Source organism: Pseudomonas sp. WS 5071, assembly GCF_012985765.1.
GTDB lineage: Bacteria > Pseudomonadota > Gammaproteobacteria > Pseudomonadales > Pseudomonadaceae > Aquipseudomonas > Aquipseudomonas lundensis_A.
The window spans coordinates 35,820-53,077 of record NZ_JAAQWY010000026.1 but is presented as its reverse complement, the minus strand read 5'-3'; the positions used below and the strand labels follow the sequence as shown (position 1 = coordinate 53,077).

General features: G+C 56.8%; 19 protein-coding genes. All 19 read right to left on the bottom strand.

Translation table 11 applies throughout. The features are described 5' to 3' along the window. Nucleotides 1-64: 64 nt before the first annotated feature. Nucleotides 65-859, bottom strand: a complete 795-nt coding sequence (locus HBN61_RS16385) for an amidohydrolase (protein ID WP_094993111.1) — start codon at nt 857-859, stop codon at nt 65-67. Continuing rightward, nucleotides 847-1,995, bottom strand: a complete 1,149-nt coding sequence (locus tag HBN61_RS16380) for a pyridoxal phosphate-dependent aminotransferase (RefSeq protein WP_094993100.1) — start codon at nt 1,993-1,995, stop codon at nt 847-849. Before HBN61_RS16380 ends, HBN61_RS16385 begins: the two co-directional genes overlap by 13 nt. A gap of 123 nt (nt 1,996-2,118) precedes the next feature. Beyond that, complete coding sequence (der, locus tag HBN61_RS16375; RefSeq protein ID WP_047273868.1) at nt 2,119-3,588, bottom strand: ribosome biogenesis GTPase Der; 1,470 nt, start codon at nt 3,586-3,588, stop codon at nt 2,119-2,121. A gap of 139 nt (nt 3,589-3,727) precedes the next feature. After that, nucleotides 3,728-4,879, bottom strand: coding sequence for an outer membrane protein assembly factor BamB (gene bamB, locus HBN61_RS16370; protein WP_094993099.1), 1,152 nt, complete (start codon nt 4,877-4,879; stop codon nt 3,728-3,730). After that, nucleotides 4,872-5,513: a tetratricopeptide repeat protein gene (locus tag HBN61_RS16365; RefSeq protein ID WP_170047211.1), complete on the bottom strand. Its 642-nt coding sequence runs from the start codon at nt 5,511-5,513 to the stop codon at nt 4,872-4,874. Before HBN61_RS16365 ends, bamB begins: the two co-directional genes overlap by 8 nt. A 41-nt stretch (nt 5,514-5,554) precedes the next feature. Continuing rightward, nucleotides 5,555-6,844, bottom strand: coding sequence for a histidine--tRNA ligase (gene hisS / locus HBN61_RS16360; RefSeq protein WP_047273862.1), 1,290 nt, complete (start codon nt 6,842-6,844; stop codon nt 5,555-5,557). Nucleotides 6,845-6,866: 22 nt separating this feature from the next. Next, nucleotides 6,867-7,976 (bottom strand): flavodoxin-dependent (E)-4-hydroxy-3-methylbut-2-enyl-diphosphate synthase, encoded by a 1,110-nt coding sequence (gene ispG, locus HBN61_RS16355; RefSeq protein ID WP_169963147.1) that lies wholly within the window; start codon nt 7,974-7,976, stop codon nt 6,867-6,869. 3 nt (nt 7,977-7,979) lie between these two features. Continuing rightward, a complete protein-coding gene (locus tag HBN61_RS16350) occupies nt 7,980-8,978 on the bottom strand; it encodes a RodZ domain-containing protein (protein WP_169963145.1) in 999 nt (332 codons plus the stop codon). Further along, nucleotides 8,978-9,736 carry a type IV pilus biogenesis/stability protein PilW gene (pilW, locus tag HBN61_RS16345; protein WP_170047209.1) on the bottom strand — a complete coding sequence of 253 codons (759 nt, stop codon included), beginning with the start codon at nt 9,734-9,736 and terminating at the stop codon, nt 8,978-8,980. The genes HBN61_RS16350 and pilW overlap by 1 nt, the downstream gene beginning before the upstream one ends. Nucleotides 9,737-9,748: 12 nt before the next feature. Next, nucleotides 9,749-10,885: a dual-specificity RNA methyltransferase RlmN gene (gene rlmN / locus HBN61_RS16340; protein ID WP_094993094.1), complete on the bottom strand. Its 1,137-nt coding sequence runs from the start codon at nt 10,883-10,885 to the stop codon at nt 9,749-9,751. Between the two features lie 28 nt (nt 10,886-10,913). Further along, a complete protein-coding gene (ndk, locus tag HBN61_RS16335) occupies nt 10,914-11,339 on the bottom strand; it encodes a nucleoside-diphosphate kinase (RefSeq protein ID WP_047273854.1) in 426 nt (141 codons plus the stop codon). A gap of 94 nt (nt 11,340-11,433) precedes the next feature. Beyond that, complete coding sequence (gene iscX, locus HBN61_RS16330) at nt 11,434-11,634, bottom strand: Fe-S cluster assembly protein IscX (protein ID WP_003443363.1); 201 nt, start codon at nt 11,632-11,634, stop codon at nt 11,434-11,436. Between the two features lie 107 nt (nt 11,635-11,741). Further along, on the bottom strand, nt 11,742-12,083 hold the full coding sequence (gene fdx / locus HBN61_RS16325; RefSeq protein WP_094993093.1) for an ISC system 2Fe-2S type ferredoxin: 342 nt from the start codon (nt 12,081-12,083) through the stop codon (nt 11,742-11,744). Between the two features lie 3 nt (nt 12,084-12,086). After that, the gene (gene hscA / locus HBN61_RS16320) at nt 12,087-13,949 is read right to left on the bottom strand and encodes a Fe-S protein assembly chaperone HscA (RefSeq protein ID WP_169963141.1); all 1,863 of its coding nucleotides are present in this window, start codon (nt 13,947-13,949) and stop codon (nt 12,087-12,089) included. 50 nt (nt 13,950-13,999) lie between these two features. After that, nucleotides 14,000-14,521 carry a co-chaperone HscB gene (gene hscB / locus HBN61_RS16315; protein WP_094993091.1) on the bottom strand — a complete coding sequence of 174 codons (522 nt, stop codon included), beginning with the start codon at nt 14,519-14,521 and terminating at the stop codon, nt 14,000-14,002. An 8-nt stretch (nt 14,522-14,529) separates the two neighbouring features. Further along, nucleotides 14,530-14,853: an iron-sulfur cluster assembly protein IscA gene (iscA, locus tag HBN61_RS16310; protein WP_047273844.1), complete on the bottom strand. Its 324-nt coding sequence runs from the start codon at nt 14,851-14,853 to the stop codon at nt 14,530-14,532. Nucleotides 14,854-14,915: 62 nt separating this feature from the next. Further along, complete coding sequence (gene iscU, locus HBN61_RS16305) at nt 14,916-15,302, bottom strand: Fe-S cluster assembly scaffold IscU (protein WP_007929523.1); 387 nt, start codon at nt 15,300-15,302, stop codon at nt 14,916-14,918. A 94-nt stretch (nt 15,303-15,396) separates the two neighbouring features. After that, complete coding sequence (locus HBN61_RS16300) at nt 15,397-16,611, bottom strand: IscS subfamily cysteine desulfurase (RefSeq protein ID WP_094993090.1); 1,215 nt, start codon at nt 16,609-16,611, stop codon at nt 15,397-15,399. Nucleotides 16,612-16,660: 49 nt separating this feature from the next. Next, nucleotides 16,661-17,152 (bottom strand): Fe-S cluster assembly transcriptional regulator IscR, encoded by a 492-nt coding sequence (gene iscR, locus HBN61_RS16295; protein ID WP_094993089.1) that lies wholly within the window; start codon nt 17,150-17,152, stop codon nt 16,661-16,663. Nucleotides 17,153-17,258: the final 106 nt, after the last annotated feature.

The following is a 17,258-nucleotide window of genomic DNA, read 5'->3' as shown; positions in this document are numbered from 1 at the left end:
TTTTTGCACGCCACATACTCAACACCCTCGCCGCCCGGTTGCGCAGGCAGGCCGGGGGTTGCCCTCAGACTTTCAGCTCGAACTCATCCGCATCGAGATCAGCCGGAAAACGCTCACGGTAAGCAGCGAGTTCACCGGCATTCAAGCTGACTTGAAACACACCATCTGCCTCACCCGCACTGAGCAGCGACTCGCCCTGAAAATCGAGAATATGGCTGTCACCCGTGTACACCAGCCCTTTCCCATCCGCCCCGACCCGATTCACTGCAGCGACGTAACAGAGGTTTTCAATGGCGCGTGCAGGCAGCAGGCGATTCCAGTGAAGACGCCGCGCCCCCGGCCAGTTGGCGGTGTAAAGCAACAGATCGGTGTCATGGGGATCGCAACTCCAGACCGGGAAGCGCAGGTCGTAACAAATCAACGGCCTGATTCGCCAGCCCTTCACTTCAAACTGAACCTGACGCTCACCGGGGGTAAAGTGTTCGTGCTCGCCCACCATACGGAACAGGTGACGCTTGTCGTAGTGCAGCACGACACCATCCGGACGGGCCCACAGCAGTCGATTGCGATGGCTGCCATCAGCCGCTTCAATAATGACGCTGCCAGTCACGACGGCATTGAGTTTTTTGGCCTGATCGCGCAACCACTGGGTAGTTGGGCCATTTTCTGCTTCAGCCAGGGCTTTGGAGTCCATGCTGAAACCGGTGGTGAACATTTCAGGCAGCACTACCAGGTCCGCGCCCGCGGCCTGCTGCAACAGCTCATCGAAATGATCGAAATTGGCCTGACGGTCATGCCAGGCCAGTGTGGTCTGGACCAGCGCCACAGTTAAATCGGGTAAACCACTTAGATCACGCATAGTTTTTCTGCTGCTTCACGCAGCGTCTCCTCGCGTTTCGCAAAACATAGGCGAACCAGCCGCTGCCCTTCGGGCGGGGTCTGGTAGAACACCGAAACCGGGATTGTCGCCACGCCATGCTCGCGGGTCAGCCACACGGCCATGTCGACATCATTAAGGTCCGGACGAATAAGGGAGTAATCAACCAATTGAAAGTAAGTCCCTGCCACCGGCTTGAAGGTAAAGCGCGATGGGTTTAACAAATCACAAAACAGGTCACGCTTGGCCTGGTAAAAAGCGGGCAGTTCTTCGACATGCTGCGGGCAGGCTGCCATAAAATCGGCCAGCGCATATTGCAGCGGCGTCACCCCGCAAAAACTGACGTATTGGTGCACTTTACGCAGCTCTGCCGTCAAGGCGGGCGGCGCAACCACATAGCCGGTTTTCCAGCCCGTGACGTGGTATGTCTTGCCGAAAGAACTGACAACGAATGCGCGATGGTACAACTCGGGATGTGACAAAACACTGACGTGGGGCACCCCGTCGAACACCAAATGTTCATACACCTCATCGCTGATGAGGTAGATGTCACGGTTTTCGATAAGTTTCGCCAACTGGTCCAGTTCCCGACGGCTGATTAGCGCGCCACTCGGGTTGTGAGGACTGTTGAGAATAATCATCCGCGTGCGTGGGCTAAGGGCCTCACTGAGTCTTTGCCAATCGATGGAGAAATCATCCAGTGCCAGCGGCACATGAACGCAACGGCCACCGGCCAGTTCGACTGAAGGCTCGTAACTGTCATAACACGGGTCGAACACGATGACTTCGTCACCCGCATGGATCACGGCCTGAATGGCACAGAAAATGGCTTGGGTCGCACCCGGCGTGATGGTGACTTCAGCGTCCGCATCCACTTTAACGCCATAGCTGCGGCTTATTTTGGCAGCCACTTGCTGACGCAGCGCGGGTAAACCGGTCATCGGGGAATATTGATTGTGGCCACTGGCAATGTGTTGACCGACGGCATCACGCAACGCTTGCGGGCCATCAAAGTCAGGGAAGCCCTGAGACAAGTTGAGTGCGCCGGTTTCCGTCGCGAGCTGCGACATGCGCGTGAAGATAGTAGTGCCGACGTTCGGCAACTTGCTGGTTATCATGGCCGTTCCCTGTTGAGTTCCCGGCACTGACTGCGGCACAGGACTCACCGAGGATAGCCCAAACACCCGGCACGAAAAAGGGCCCGTTGGGACCCTTTCTCATTACGCGTCGACGTTGCGCTATCAGCGCTTGTCTTTGCGTTTTTTCTCGGCTTTCTTGTGGTGCGACATCATGCGGCGCTTCTTGTTGACCTGACGGTCGGTCAACGAGTTTTTGTTCGCCTCGTACGGGTTCTCGCCACCTTTGAACTCGATGCGGATCGGCGTACCGACCAGTTTCAAGACACGGCGGTAGGTGTTTTCAAGGTAACGGACGTAAGACTTCGGCACCTTCTCAACCTGGTTACCGTGAATCACGATAATCGGCGGGTTAGCACCACCCAAGTGGGCATAACGCAGCTTGATACGGCGGTTGTTGACCATCGGCGGCGCGTGCTCGCCTACCGCATCTTCAAGGATCTGAGTCAGGCGGTTGGTCGGCCAGCGTGTCACCGCAGACTTGAAGGAGTTCTGCACCGACTGGTACAGGTTACCCACGCCCGTGCCGTGCAGCGCCGAGATGAAGTGGATGTCGGCAAAGTCAACGAAGAACAGGCGGCGCTGCAGCTCGGTCTTGACGTAGTCGCGTTCGCTTGGGGTCATGCCGTCCCATTTGTTGATTGCGATGACCAGAGCGCGACCGGCCTCCAGTGCAAAGCCCAACAGGTTCAGGTCGTGATCCACTACGCCTTCGCGCGCGTCCATGACAAAGATCACCACGTTGGCGTCTTTAATCGCTTGCAGCGTTTTGACCACGGAGAATTTTTCAACTTCTTCGTGGATCTTGCCGCGTTTGCGAACACCAGCCGTGTCGATCAGCGTGTACTTTTCGTCGTTACGCTCAAACGGGATGTAAATACTGTCTCGGGTAGTGCCTGGCTGGTCGTACACGATTACACGGTCTTCACCGAGCATGCGGTTGACCAGTGTCGATTTGCCGACATTCGGACGACCGATGATCGCGATCTTGATACCGTCTTTTTCGCCCGGACCCGGAATGCGCTTGGCTTCCTCGCCTTCGAGAACGATTTCAGGTTCGCCTTCTTCGGCATCATCCTCGTCACGCGGGAAGGAGGACAACGCCACTTCGAGCAACTGCGAGATACCGCGGCCGTGTGCACCGGCGATAGGGATTGCGTCGCCCATGCCCAACGGTGCGAATTCTGCGCGTGCCATGTCCGGGTCGATGTTATCGACCTTGTTAGCTACCACGTAGGAACGCTTGTTTCGTTTGCGCAAGTGTTCGCCGATCATCTGGTCAGCGGCAGTGAAACCCGCCTTGGCATCTACCAGGAACAGCACCACATCTGCTTCTTCAATAGCCAGCAGTGACTGCTCGGCCATCTTTTCGTCCATACCGTGCTCGTCACCGGAGATACCACCGGTGTCGACCAGAATGTAGGAACGCCCTTGCCACTTGGCCTCACCGTATTGGCGATCACGGGTCAGACCGGACAAGTCGCCGACGATGGCGTCGCGAGTCCTGGTCAGGCGGTTGAACAAGGTGGACTTGCCGACGTTTGGTCGGCCCACCAGGGCGATTACGGGAACCATGCGGCTCTCCACTTCGTTATTTCAAAAAATACAAAAGCCGCTGCAGGGCAGCGGCCAGAGTTCGGAACAGCACAAAATGTGCCGCAAACCTTGCCAGAGCAAGGCTGCCTGAGGCCCTAGAGCCTCAAGCATAGACGCCTTAGCGAATGGTCAGGGCTTCCAGTTTGCCGCTGTTACCAAACACGTAAATCATGTCACCGACCACCAGCGGACGTGCCCGCAGGCCATCGCTGTCAATGCGGGTACGGCCTACAAAACGCCCATCGACCTGGCTCAGCAGGTGCAGATAGCCTTCCATGTCGCCGACCGCTACATAGCTGGAGAACACTTCCGGTGCCGACAGCTGACGGCGGGCCAGAGATTCGTTGCTCCACAAAGCGGTGGTCGAACGCTCGTCGACGCCTTCAACAGTGCCGGACGCCAGGCTGACATAGACGCTGCCAAAACCTTGTGCGACACCGGCATAACTGGATGCATCGCGCTGCCACAGCACACGGCCGCTTTCAAGTTCCAGTGCAGCCATGCGGCCCTGATAGCTGGCGACATACAGCGTGCCACCGGACAGTAGCAGACCACCGTCGATGTCAACTATGCGCTCCAGCTCGGAACGGCCTTGCGGGATGGCAACACGCTGTTCCCATACCGGTACGCCATTACGGGTGTCCAGCGCCACCACTTTACCGGTGGAAAGACCTGCCACCGCCAAGTGATTGGTCACCACGGGGGCACCCGTTCCACGCAGGGTCAGAACACCCGGCGTGCTGTCGTAGGTCCAGCGCTGGTCGCCGGTCGAGGCATCGAGGCCGATCAGACGATCGTCCTGGGTTTGAACCACAACCACGTCGCCGTTGGTTGCAGGCGGAGCCAGGACTTCGCTGGTAACACGGGAGCGCCATTTTTCTTCGCCAGAACTGGCGTCAAGCGCAACCACTTCACCTTGCAGGGTACCCAGCAGGACCAGGCCATAACCGGCGCCAACAGCGCCGGACACAGGCAGTTCCAGGTCCTTTTTCCATTTGACGTCGCCGTTCATACGGTCCAGCGCCATCACGACACCCGTTACATCGGCGGCGTACAGGGTATTACCTTCAACGGCTGGCACCAGCATGTTGTAGGTTTTGCCCTGGCCATCGCCAATCGAACGGCTCCACTGCTTTTGCAAAACGACTTCTTCTTTGAAGTCGGTCAGCGCGGCCGGTGGCAGTTCTTTTTTGCTGTTGCTGCTGCAACCCGCGGCCAAAATGGCCAGAGCCAGCAATGCTGCATGTTTCCAACGAATCACGTTACGCATCCCCTTTGGCCAGGTCGTCGAGCTTGATTTGTAAGCCGCCGACTGCCGCCTCATCCGAGAGCGCCGCCTTGGCTTTTTCGTAGGCTGCACGTGCGTCATCAGTACGGCCCTGCTGAACCAGCAGGTCGCCCTTGAGCTCTTCACGGCTGGCCAGGAATGCTTTGTCCGAATCACCTTCCAGCAGCTTCAAGGCTTCATCCACCTTGTTCTGTGCAGCCAGAACCTGGGCCAGACGCTGACGCGCCACTTCGCCCAACGTGGCATTGGCAGGCTTGTCGACGATAATTTTCAGCTCATTGGCCGCGTCATCCAGCTTGCCGCTGTCAACCGCGACCTTGGCCACAAACAGACCGCCAAATTGCGCGTATGCGCTGCCGCCGTACTGGCTCTTCAGCTTGTTGGCCAGATCCGCAACTTGCGCAGCGTCAGGCTGGTCATTGGGCGTCAATGTGGTTTCAAGCAGTTGTTGGTAGAGAATCGACGCACCCTGCGACTGATTGCTCTGATATTTGTGCCAAGCCTGCCAGCCGAACACCACCACCAGCGCCAGCAAGCCGCCAGTGACCAGGGGTTTGCCGTTGCGCTGCCACCAGTCTTTCAACTCGCCCAGCTGATCATCATCGTTACTCGACACCCCAACACTCCTTATTCGATAAATCGGCTGTTTTTACAGCTTCAACCCTGCACGACGCAGGTGGCCAAGTGCTCTGAAAGAGCATCCCAGGCAATAGTTTGTTGTTCGCCCTGGCCACGCAGGGGTTTGACACCTACCACTTGCCGGGCCAATTCGTCGTCGCCCAGGATCAGCGCATACAACGCGCCGCTCTTGTCGGCCTTCTTGAACTGGCTTTTAAAGCTGCCCGCGCCGGCATTGACTTGCAGGCGCAGGTTCGGCAACTGATCGCGAACACGTTCGCTCAAGGCCAGTGCGGCCAATTCAGCAGCTTCACCGAAGGCGCACAGGTACACATCGACCTGACGCGAGATTTCTTCAGGGATTTGCTCAAGGGTTTCCAGCATCAGGATCAGGCGCTCGATACCCATGGCGAAACCAACACCCGAGGTGGGTTTGCCACCCATTTGCTCAACCAGGCCGTCATAGCGGCCACCAGCACAGACGGTGCCCTGAGCGCCGAGTTTGTCAGTGACCCACTCGAATACGGTTTTGCTGTAGTAATCAAGCCCGCGAACCAGTTTCGGGTTGATGACGTAAGGTATGCCTGCCGCATCGAGACGCGCCTTGAGGCCTTCAAAGTGCACGCGGGACTCTTCGTCGAGGTAGTCCACCAGCTTGGGAGCGTCAACCAGAACTGCCTGTGTATCCGCATTCTTGGTATCCAGAACACGCAGCGGATTGGATTTGAGACGGCGCTGACTGTCTTCGTCCAGTTCGCTCAGGCGCGACGTCAGGTATTCAACCAGGGCGGCACGATAACGGGCACGGGCTTCGCTGGTGCCCAGACTGTTGAGCTCAAGTTTGACTGCGTCACGAATACCCAGCTCGCCCCACAGGCGCCAGGTCAGCACGATCAGCTCGGCATCAATGTCCGGACCGTCAAGGTTGAACACCTCGACACCCACCTGATGGAACTGGCGATAACGGCCTTTTTGAGGACGCTCGTGGCGAAACATCGGACCGACGTACCACAGTTTTTGAACCTGACCACCGCCCGTGATGCCGTGCTCTAGTACAGCACGCACGCAGGCCGCGGTGCCTTCGGGACGCAAGGTCAGCGAATCGCCGTTGCGGTCTTCGAAGGTGTACATCTCTTTTTCGACAATGTCGGTCACTTCACCGATTGAGCGTTTGAACAGCTCGGTGAACTCAACGATCGGCATGCGGATTTGTTTGTAACCGTAGTTATCCAACAGCCGCGCGACCTTGCCCTCAAAGAAACGCCACAGGGGCGTCTGCTCGGGCAGGATGTCGTTCATGCCACGAATGGCTTGCAGTGACTTGCTCACAAAAAATCCTTAATTCGTTTGATTAGCCGCGCGCAATGACAGCTGCGTCGGCTTCGACCTTTTCGGCCGCTTTCTGGCGGATCAGTTTTTCGAGCTCATCCACCAGATTTTCATTCGTTAACTTCTGCGACGGCTTACCGTCGATATAAATCAGGTTTGGCGTACCGCCGGTCAGGCCCACGTGGGCTTCCTTGGCTTCGCCGGGGCCATTTACCACACAGCCGATCACAGCAACATCCAGGGGGACCAACAAATCTTCAAGGCGCCCTTCCAGCTCGTTCATGGTTTTTACCACGTCGAAGTTCTGGCGCGAACAGCTCGGGCACGCGATGAAGTTGATCCCGCGGGAACGCAAACGCAGGGATTTGAGAATGTCGTAACCGACTTTCACTTCTTCCACCGGGTCGGCCGCCAGCGAGATACGGATGGTATCGCCGATGCCTTCGGCGAGCAGCATACCTAGGCCCACTGCAGATTTCACTGTGCCGGAGCGCAATCCGCCCGCCTCGGTGATCCCCAAGTGCAAGGGCTGTACGATTTCTTTGGCCAGCAAGCGATAGGCTTCTACGGCCATGAACACATCGGACGCCTTCACGCTGACCTTGAAGTCCTGGAAATTCAGGCGCTCAAGGTGTTCCACGTGACGCAGTGCCGACTCGACCAGCGCGGCAGGTGTCGGTTCGCCGTATTTCTTTTGCAGATCCTTTTCGAGGGAGCCGGCATTCACGCCAATACGGATTGGGATACCCCGATCACGTGCTGCATCCACAACCGCACGGACACGGTCTTCGCGACCGATGTTTCCGGGGTTGATACGCAGGCAGTCCACGCCCAGCTCGGCGACACGCAACGCGATGCGGTAGTCAAAGTGAATATCGGCAACCAATGGCACCTTGACCAGTTGCTTGATGCGACCAAACGCTTCGGCAGCATCCATGTCTGGTACAGAAACGCGCACGATATCGACGCCTGCGGCTTCAAGGCGATTGATCTGCGCAACGGTAGCTGCAACATCATTGGTGTCACTGTTGGTCATGCTTTGAACCGCGATAGGGGCATCGCCACCTACCGGCACAGAGCCGACCCAGATTTTGCGCGATTCGCGACGTTTGATTGGTGATTCGCCGTGCATGACTTATTGACCTAGCTTCAGGCGAGCAGTCTCGCCACTGGTGAAAGGAGCCACATCCACTGCCTGACCGTTGTAGGTCACTTGCGCACCCCGGGCATAACCCAGACGCAGGCTTAGTGGAGGCTTGCCGCTCACTTCAAGATTTTCGCCCTTGCGCTTCAGGCCGCCAAATAGCACTTTGCCATTCGCATCGGTGACCTGAGTCCAGCAATCAGCGGTGTACTGCACGCCCACCTTGCCAGCACCCGCCACTGCGGGGGCTGTTTCAGTCACTGGCGCGGCGGGAGCGACCGCAGAGGCAGGCGCTACTGGAGCAACCGGCGTTGGCGCAGCTTGAGCCACTGGCGCAGGAATAGCCGGCGCCGGGGCAACAGCAACGGCCGCTTCAGGCGCTGCCGGGAGCGTTAAAGCTGTCGCCCCGGTCTGGTCGCCTGCAGGTTCGACGGGGACAGCCGCGTCACCTTCCGTTTTCGCTTCAGCGACGGCTTGATCTTCCGGCTCGTCCAGCGGATGGATCTGGGTTGTACCGTCCGCGCCTTCGACTTCAACGTGTTCAGGCGTGAGACCGATCAGGTCCTTTGTGCGCATGGATGTCTGGTCCTGCCACCAGAGAAAGCCGCCACCGATTACAGCCAGCAGCAGTATCAGGCTGACGATACGCAAGATGGTATGCGAAACACGTACGGGCTCTTCGATACGGCCAAGGCTGTGAACGCTGCTGCCGGTCGAATCCGTCCCTGTGTAGACGTCAAATTCATGCACCAGCGCAGCCTGGTCCATGCCCAGCAATTTGGCATAAGCCCGGATGTAGCCACGGGCAAACGTATGACCGGGCAATTTGTCGAATGCGCCCGCCTCAAGATTACTCAGGGAGCTGACCGTGAGATTGAGCTTCAAGGCGACTTCGGCCAATGTCCATCCATTGTTCTCACGGGCCTGACGCAAGGTCTCACCGGGATTGACTCGAGTCGCTGCTGGAACTTCGGGTTGCGCCGCTTTCATCATTGCTCCGACAGGTATTGCTGATATTCCGGCGTGCCGGGATAAAGTCGTTTTAGTTGCTGGCCGAACGTTGCAGGTGTGGCGCGATCATCGAAGACAGTAGCCAGCCGCGCGCCGAGCAATAGACTACGTGCATTTTGCCCACTAAGCAGGCTAAAACGATCGTAATACTCACGTGCTGGCACATATTGCTTGTCCTGATACGACAATTCGGCCATCTCCAGCAAGGCTCGCGGCTGGTTTGGATTCAGGCGTAGCGCTTTTACCAGGTACTTGCGAGCCACATCAGGTTGCCCAAGCTTGAGCGCCGTTATACCCAAATTTTCGTAAAGACGGGAGCGTTCGGGATAAAGATTATCGGTCGAGGCTTTCTGAAACTGCGCAAAGGCCTCTTGATAGCGTTGCTGCTCGAACAGGAAGCTACCGTAGTTATTGAGCGTGCGCGCATCGTGCGCGCGGGCACTCAGTGATTGACGGTAACTGTTCTCTGCAAGCTCGGGTTCCATTTCGGACTGATACAGCAAAGCCAGTGCAGCGTGGGTGTCCGGGTCATGCTTGTCGAGCTCGAGCGCTTTACCCAGGGGGATCTTTGCCTGCTCGGCCAAACCTTGCTGCAAATAGCCGAGCCCCAGTTGCACATACGCCTGACGCGCTGCATCGCGACCCTTGTCGGTGCTCAACGGGTTTGATCCACCCGATGAAACGCAGCCAGCCAACACGCTGACCAACACCACACAAAGCGCCACGCGCAGGGTCATAGCGTTCCTCTCTTAAGGTCGGGCAGCAGCGTTAAGCGCCAGATCGGCTTCAATCGAAGCAATATGACGTTCGCTGCGACGTGTGCGGTCATTGACCTGGCCGACGAGTTGCCCGCATGCCGCGTCAATGTCTTCACCGCGGGTAGTGCGTACTGTTACGTTGTAACCCGCGTTTTGCAGCAGTTCCTGGAAGCGGCGAATCGCATTGTTGCTTGGTCGCTCGTAGCCGGAATGCGGGAACGGGTTGAACGGGATCAAGTTGATCTTGCACGGCGTGTCTTTGAGCAGCTCGATCATTTCACGCGCGTGATCAACGTGGTCGTTCACGTCTTTGAGCAAGGTGTACTCAACGGTCAGAACGCGCTTTTCACCCAGGGTCGCCATGTAGCGACGGCAAGACTCAAGCAGCATTTTAAGCGGGTACTTTTTGTTGATTGGCACCAATTGACTGCGTAGCTCGTCATTGGGTGCGTGCAGCGACAACGCCAGCGACACGTCGATGTGCTTGGCCAGCTCATCGATCATCGGTACTACGCCAGAAGTGGACAGGGTTACCCGGCGCTTGGAGATGCCATAGCCCAGGTCGTCCATCATCAAATGCATGGCAGAAATGACGTTGTCGAAGTTCAGCAGCGGTTCGCCCATGCCCATCATCACCACGTTGGTGATGGCGCGGTCGATGGTTGCCGGTACGCTGCCAAAGGATTTGTTGGCAATCCACACTTGGCCAATTACTTCGGCGGCAGTGAGGTTGCTATTGAAACCTTGCTTGCCGGTGGAGCAGAAGCTGCAGTCCAGGGCACAGCCAGCCTGGGACGAAACGCACAAAGTGCCACGTTTGCCCTGGGGAATGTAAACGGTCTCGACGCAGCTGCCGGACGCCACACGCACGACCCATTTACGGGTACCGTCGGTGGAGATGTCCTCGCTGACGACTTCAGGACCGCGAACTTCAGCAATGGCCTTGAGCTTGTCGCGCAAGGCCTTGCTGACGTTCGTCATGGCGTCGAAATCATCGACGCCAAAGTGGTGAATCCACTTCATGACCTGACCGGCACGGAAACGCTTCTCCCCGATTGAGTCGAAGAATTTCTCCATTTCCGGCTGAGTCAGACCCAACAGGTTAGTTTTGCCAGTCGTTGCAATCATGTCTTCACCCTCACTCACAAGCCGATGCTTATCGAGTGGTTACTTCAGTAGCTGCGAAAAAGTAAGCGATTTCGCGAGCAGCGGCTGCTTCGGAGTCGGAACCGTGAACAGCGTTAGCGTCGATGGATTCAGCGAAGTCAGCACGGATAGTGCCAGCAGCTGCTTCTTTAGGGTTGGTAGCGCCCATCAGCTCACGGTTACGAGCGATAGCGTTTTCGCCTTCCAGAACCTGAACAACAACAGGGCCGGAAGTCATGAAAGCAACCAGATCACCGAAGAAACCACGTTCGCTGTGCTCAGCGTAGAAACCTTCAGCTTCGGCTTTGGACAATTGCTTCATTTTCGAAGCAACAACGCGCAGGCCAGCGTCTTCGAAACGAGTAACGATCTTACCGATAACGTTTTTAGCAACGGCGTCAGGCTTGATGATGGAAAAAGTACGTTGAACAGCCATGGTGTAACTCCAGAAACAGTGATTGAAGCGAAAAATTAAACCCGCGAATTATACGCGGGTTCCGGGGTATTGCATAATTGCGTGCGTTGCAGGCTTAGTCAGCTTCTTCGATCCACAACCCCTGAATGGCTTCGAGGACCTTTTCCCCTCCGCGATCAGGAATGTCATCGAACTCTGGCAGTGCCATCACCAGATTGCGCAGCTTGACGAAGTTGACCGTGAGCGGGTCTACATCTGGGTGAGCTTCAGCCAGCTGAATCGCGATTTCCTGCACATCAACCCATTTAAGGCTCATGAGACTTCCTTTATAAGCAAATACTGATGCTGTCCCAAACCGTGGGGCGACTGTATATCAGGTTTGCCTGACACAGCCGGCATGCCAAGGCAGGGCGTGCATCATTATCAATGCGGCGCTTCGGCAGCATGGTTGAGCGAGTATTTCGGTATCTCGACAGTCAGGTCTTCAGTCCCGACCTTGGCCTGACAGCTCAGCCGCGATTGCGCCTCAAGACCCCAGGCACGATCAAGGTAGTCTTCTTCCAGCTCGTCAGCCTCTTCCAGCGAATCAAAACCCTCGCGAATGATGCAGTGGCACGTCGTACAAGCGCAGACACCGCCACAGGCGCTTTCGATTTCAATATGGTTTTCGTGCGCCACTTCGAGAATAGACTTACCGGTCTCGGCTTCGACAACCATACCGTCCGGGCAATGCTCGGCGTGTGGCAGAAAAATGATCTGCGGCATCAGTTATTCCTCGATTTCGTTCAGGTTGCGGCCTGCCAGAGCGGCCTTGACAGTCAAGTCCATACGGCGGGCAGCAAAGGCATCGGTCACTTGCGACAGACGTTTAGTCTGCTGCTCGATGGCGTAACCATCGGTGCCTTTCAACAATTCGGACAAGGCCTGCATTTGCAGTTCGATGACCATGCGCTCCTCGGCATCCAGCAGACGATCGCCATCTACCTCAAGAGCGGCCTGCACGGCTTCAATCAGACGCTGTGCATCGACTTGCTGCTCGCGCAACACACGCGCAACCTTGTCGTCACCGGCGTACTGGAACGAATCCTTGAGCATTTTGGCAATTTCGCCGTCGGTCAGGCCGTAGGACGGTTTTACCTGAATACTGGCTTCAACGCCCGATCCCATTTCGCGGGCCGACACGCTGAGCAAACCATCCGCATCCACTTGAAAGGTCACGCGAATTTTTGCAGCTCCAGCCACCATGGGCGGGATCCCACGCAACTCGAAACGGGCCAGTGAACGGCAGTCGCTGATCAGCTCGCGCTCACCCTGCAACACATGGATCATCATGGCCGTTTGGCCATCTTTGTAAGTGGTAAAGTCTTGTGCACGCGCCACCGGGATCGTGGTATTGCGCGGGATGACTTTCTCCATCAGGCCGCCCATGGTCTCAAGCCCCAGGGACAACGGGATAACGTCCAGCAACAGCAACTCGCCACCATCGCGCTTGTTACCCGCCAGGGTATCGGCCTGAATCGCTGCACCAATGGCAACCACTTGATCCGGGTCGATATCCGTCAACGGCTGACGACCAAACATTTCAGCAACCGCTTCACGCACCCGCGGGACACGGGTCGATCCACCCACCATAACTACGGCTTGTACGTCTTCTACTTCAATATTGGCGTCGCGCACGGCACGACGACAGGCTTTGAGGCTGCGGGCGACCATGGGTTCTATCAGTGCATCGAAGGCTTCACGGCTCAATTGGGCTGACCATTGACCAAACGTAACAGTCACGCTTGGTGCGTCAGTCAGCGCTTCTTTGGCCGCGCAGGCGGCTTGCAGCAATTGACGCTGGGTGCCGGGATCCAGATTGGCCGACAAACCTGCCTGGGCAACCATCCAGTTGGCGATTGCGTGGTCGAAATCGTCGCCGCCCAGCGCGCTGTCGCCGCCGGTGGCCAACACTTCGAACACACCACCGGTCAGACGCAGGATAGAAATGTCAAACGTACCGCCACCCAAGTCATAGATAGCAACAACGCCTTCCGCCGACTGGTCAAGGCCGTAAGCCACCGCCGCAGCCGTCGGCTCATTGAGCAAACGCAAGACATTCAGACCGGCCAGTTTGGCCGCATCTTTAGTGGCCTGACGCTGAGCATCGTCAAAGTAAGCGGGAACCGTAATCACGGCACCGACCAATTCTCCACCCAGGGTTTTCTCGGCACGCTCGCGCAGCACCTTGAGTATGTCCGCCGACACCTCGACCGGGCTTTTAGGTCCTTGCACCGTCTCGATGAACGGCATGTGCGACTCACCACCGACAAAGCGATAAGGCAATTGCTCACCCAGCTGCTTGACGTCGGACAAGCCTCGCCCCATCAGGCGCTTGACCGACAGCACTGTATTGAACGGGTCGGCGCAAGCCGCCAGGCGGGCGGATTCACCCACCTCAATACGATCAGGGTGATAGCGCACAGCAGAAGGCAAAATGACGTTGCCGTTCGCGTCAGCCAAAGGCTCGGAAAGGCCACTGCGCAATGCAGCGACCAACGAATTGGTAGTGCCCAAGTCAATCCCCACAGCCAGACGGCGCTGGTGCGGTTGAGGACTTTGGCCGGGTTCGGCGATCTGCAGTAGGGCCATCGTTATCAGGACTTATCTGTAATCAGGCGTGCAATGGGAAAAGCACGGAGTTAATCGTCGAGGCGCTCTTCTAACTGGCGCACTTCGTAAGTGAGCTTGTCGAGGAACTGCATGCGCCGCATCAGGCGTTCTGCCTGTTCACGTTGCGCCACGTCATCCCAACAAGCAGCGAAGCTGTCGTTCAATGATTGCTGATCGAGTTTCAGTCGACGCTTGAAAGCTGCAATACCCGCCATGTCGGCGCTGTCGCGCAGATCTTCAAGTTCTTCGCGCCACTGCATCTGCTGCATCAAAAACTCGGGATCATGCACCGTTGCTTCCAGAGGCACCTCATTACCCTTGAGTTCGAGTAAATAACGCGCACGTCTGGATGGCGTTTTGAGGGTCTGGTAGGCCTCGTTAAGGCTAGCGGACTGCTCCAGCGCCAGACGCTGCTGTCGCTCGGAAGCATCGGCAAAACGATCCGGGTGAACTCCGCGCGCCAACTCACGGTAGCGCGCAGCCAACTGATCGAGATCCAGATTGAAGCTCGGTTGCAGTTCAAACAAAGCAAAATGACAAGGAGTACCCACGACTGGCCTCAAATGTTGAAGCTCTCGCCGCAGCCACATTCGCCACGTACGTTAGGATTATTGAACTTGAAGCCTTCGTTCAGGCCTTCCTTGACGAAATCCAGCTCGGTGCCGTCCAGGTAGGTCAGGCTCTTTGGATCAATGATCACTTTTTCGCCATGGGTTTCGAAAACCTGATCGTCTTCGCCCACTTCATCGACAAACTCCAGCACATAGGCGAGGCCGGAGCAGCCTGTGGTGCGAACACCCAGACGAATCCCCTCACCTTTGCCGCGCCCGTCAAGGGAGCGGCGAATATGTCGGGCAGCCGCTTCTGTCATGCTGATAGCCATCGTGACTCCTTACCTCGTGCCAGTTTCTTCACCACATAGGCGCCATATAAGGGCGCAATGGATCAGATCAAACCTTTCTTCTGCTTATAGTCGCGGACTGCAGCCTTGATAGCGTCTTCAGCCAGTACCGAGCAGTGAATCTTCACAGGCGGCAGCGCCAGTTCTTCAGCCAACTGAGTGTTTTTGATGGTCTCTGCTTCATCCAGAGTTTTGCCTTTCATCCACTCGGTTGCCAAGGAGCTTGAAGCAATGGCCGAACCGCAGCCGTAGGTTTTGAACTTGGCATCTTCGATGATGCCCTGTTCGTTCACCTTGATCTGCAAGCGCATTACATCGCCGCAAGCCGGGGCGCCGACCATGCCGGTACCGACATCCGGGTCTTCCGCGTTCATCTTGCCGACGTTACGCGGGTTCTCGTAGTGGTCAATGACCTTTTCGCTGTAAGCCATGGTACTAATCCTCACTCATCAGAGAGTCGCTCTGGAACCGCTGGAACGCTGCTATTGCGGCATTTACAGCGGTTATTGGCGGCGACTTGAAATATCAGTGCGCCGCCCACTCGATTTTCGAGATGTCGACACCGTCTTTGTACATGTCCCACAGTGGCGACAGAGCGCGCAACTTGGTCACCGCCTCGCACACTTTCTGCGCGGCGTAATCGATTTCTTCTTCAGTGGTGAAACGCCCGAACGTGAAGCGAATCGAACTGTGGGCCAATTCATCGTTACGTCCCAGAGCGCGCAATACATAAGACGGCTCAAGGGAAGCCGAGGTACAGGCGGAACCGGAAGAGACAGCCAGATCCTTGAGCGCCATGATCAGCGACTCGCCTTCAACATAGTTGAAGCTCAGGTTCAGGTTGTGCGGCACGCGAGCGGTCATGCTGCCGTTCACGTACAGCTCTTCGAGGTGTTCAACCTGCTTGAAGAAACGATCGCTCAACGCCTTGATGCGCACGTTTTCAGCTGCCATTTCTTCTTTGGCGATCTGGAATGCCTCACCCATGCCCACGATCTGGTGGGTAGCCAGCGTGCCTGAACGCATACCGCGCTCGTGACCACCGCCGTGCATGGTCGCTTCAATTCGTACACGAGGTTTGCGGCTGACATACAACGCGCCGATACCTTTAGGGCCATAGGTCTTGTGCGCCGAGAAGGACATCAGGTCGACTTTGAGCTTGGCCAGGTCGATGTCTACCTTGCCGGTGGACTGAGCGGCGTCAACGTGGAACAACACGCCGCGCGAGCGAGTCAGCTCACCAATGGCAGCGATGTCGTTGATGGTGCCGATCTCGTTGTTCACGTGCATGACCGAGACCAGGATGGTGTCTTCACGCATGGCGGCTTCAACCATCGCTGGCGTTACCAGACCGTCTTCACCCGGCTCAATGTAGGTCACTTCAAAGCCTTCACGCTCCAGCTGACGCATGGTGTCGAGCACGGCTTTGTGTTCAATCTTGTCGGTGATCAGGTGCTTGCCCTTGGACGCATAGAAGTGCGCAGCGCCCTTGATAGCAAGGTTGTTGGCTTCGGTCGCGCCGGAGGTCCAGACAATTTCACGCGGATCGGCGTTTACCAGATCGGCTACCTGGCGGCGGGCGTTTTCAACTGCTTCTTCCGCCTTCCAGCCGAATACGTGGGAGCGCGAAGCCGGGTTACCGAAGTTCCCGTCAACCAGCAGGCAGTCACTCATCTTTTGAGCAACACGCGGATCAACCGGGGTGGTGGCTGAGTAATCAAGGTAAATCGGCAATTTCATGGACTATCTCCTAAATCAGGCTGGCTGGCGCACCGTCGTTTTTATGCAATCACTCGACGGCGGACGCTTCGATCTTATCCAGGTACTGCGCCTTGCCATTACAGCGGCGCTGATCCTGACGCTGGGCTACTTCTTGTACCTCACGGCGAGTGACAAGATCAGCCAAGCTGATACCGCTGAGAAACTCGTGGATTTGCAGGCTCAGGTCGCACCAGAGGTGGTGGGTCAGGCATGTATCGCCAGCATGGCAATCACCCAGGCCCTGGCAACGTGTCGCATCGACAGATTCGTTGACTGCATCGATTACCTGGGCAACCTGAATACCTTGCATGTCGCGCGATAGCTGATAGCCGCCGCCTGGACCACGCACACTGGAAACCAGGCTGCTGCGGCGCAATTTGGCGAACAGTTGCTCAAGGTAAGAAAGGGAAATGCCCTGGCGTTCGGAAATATCGGCCAGGGACACCGGCCCGTGCTGTGCGTGCAACGCCAAATCGAGCATTGCAGTTACGGCGTAACGGCCTTTTGTAGTCAGTCTCATGGACAGGTACCACGGAATTCGGAATGGGGGCGAGTATGCTATTCCCGAGTATTTAAGTCAACTATTAGACCTAGTACTTTAGTCGGGATTACCCGCAAAACAGCGC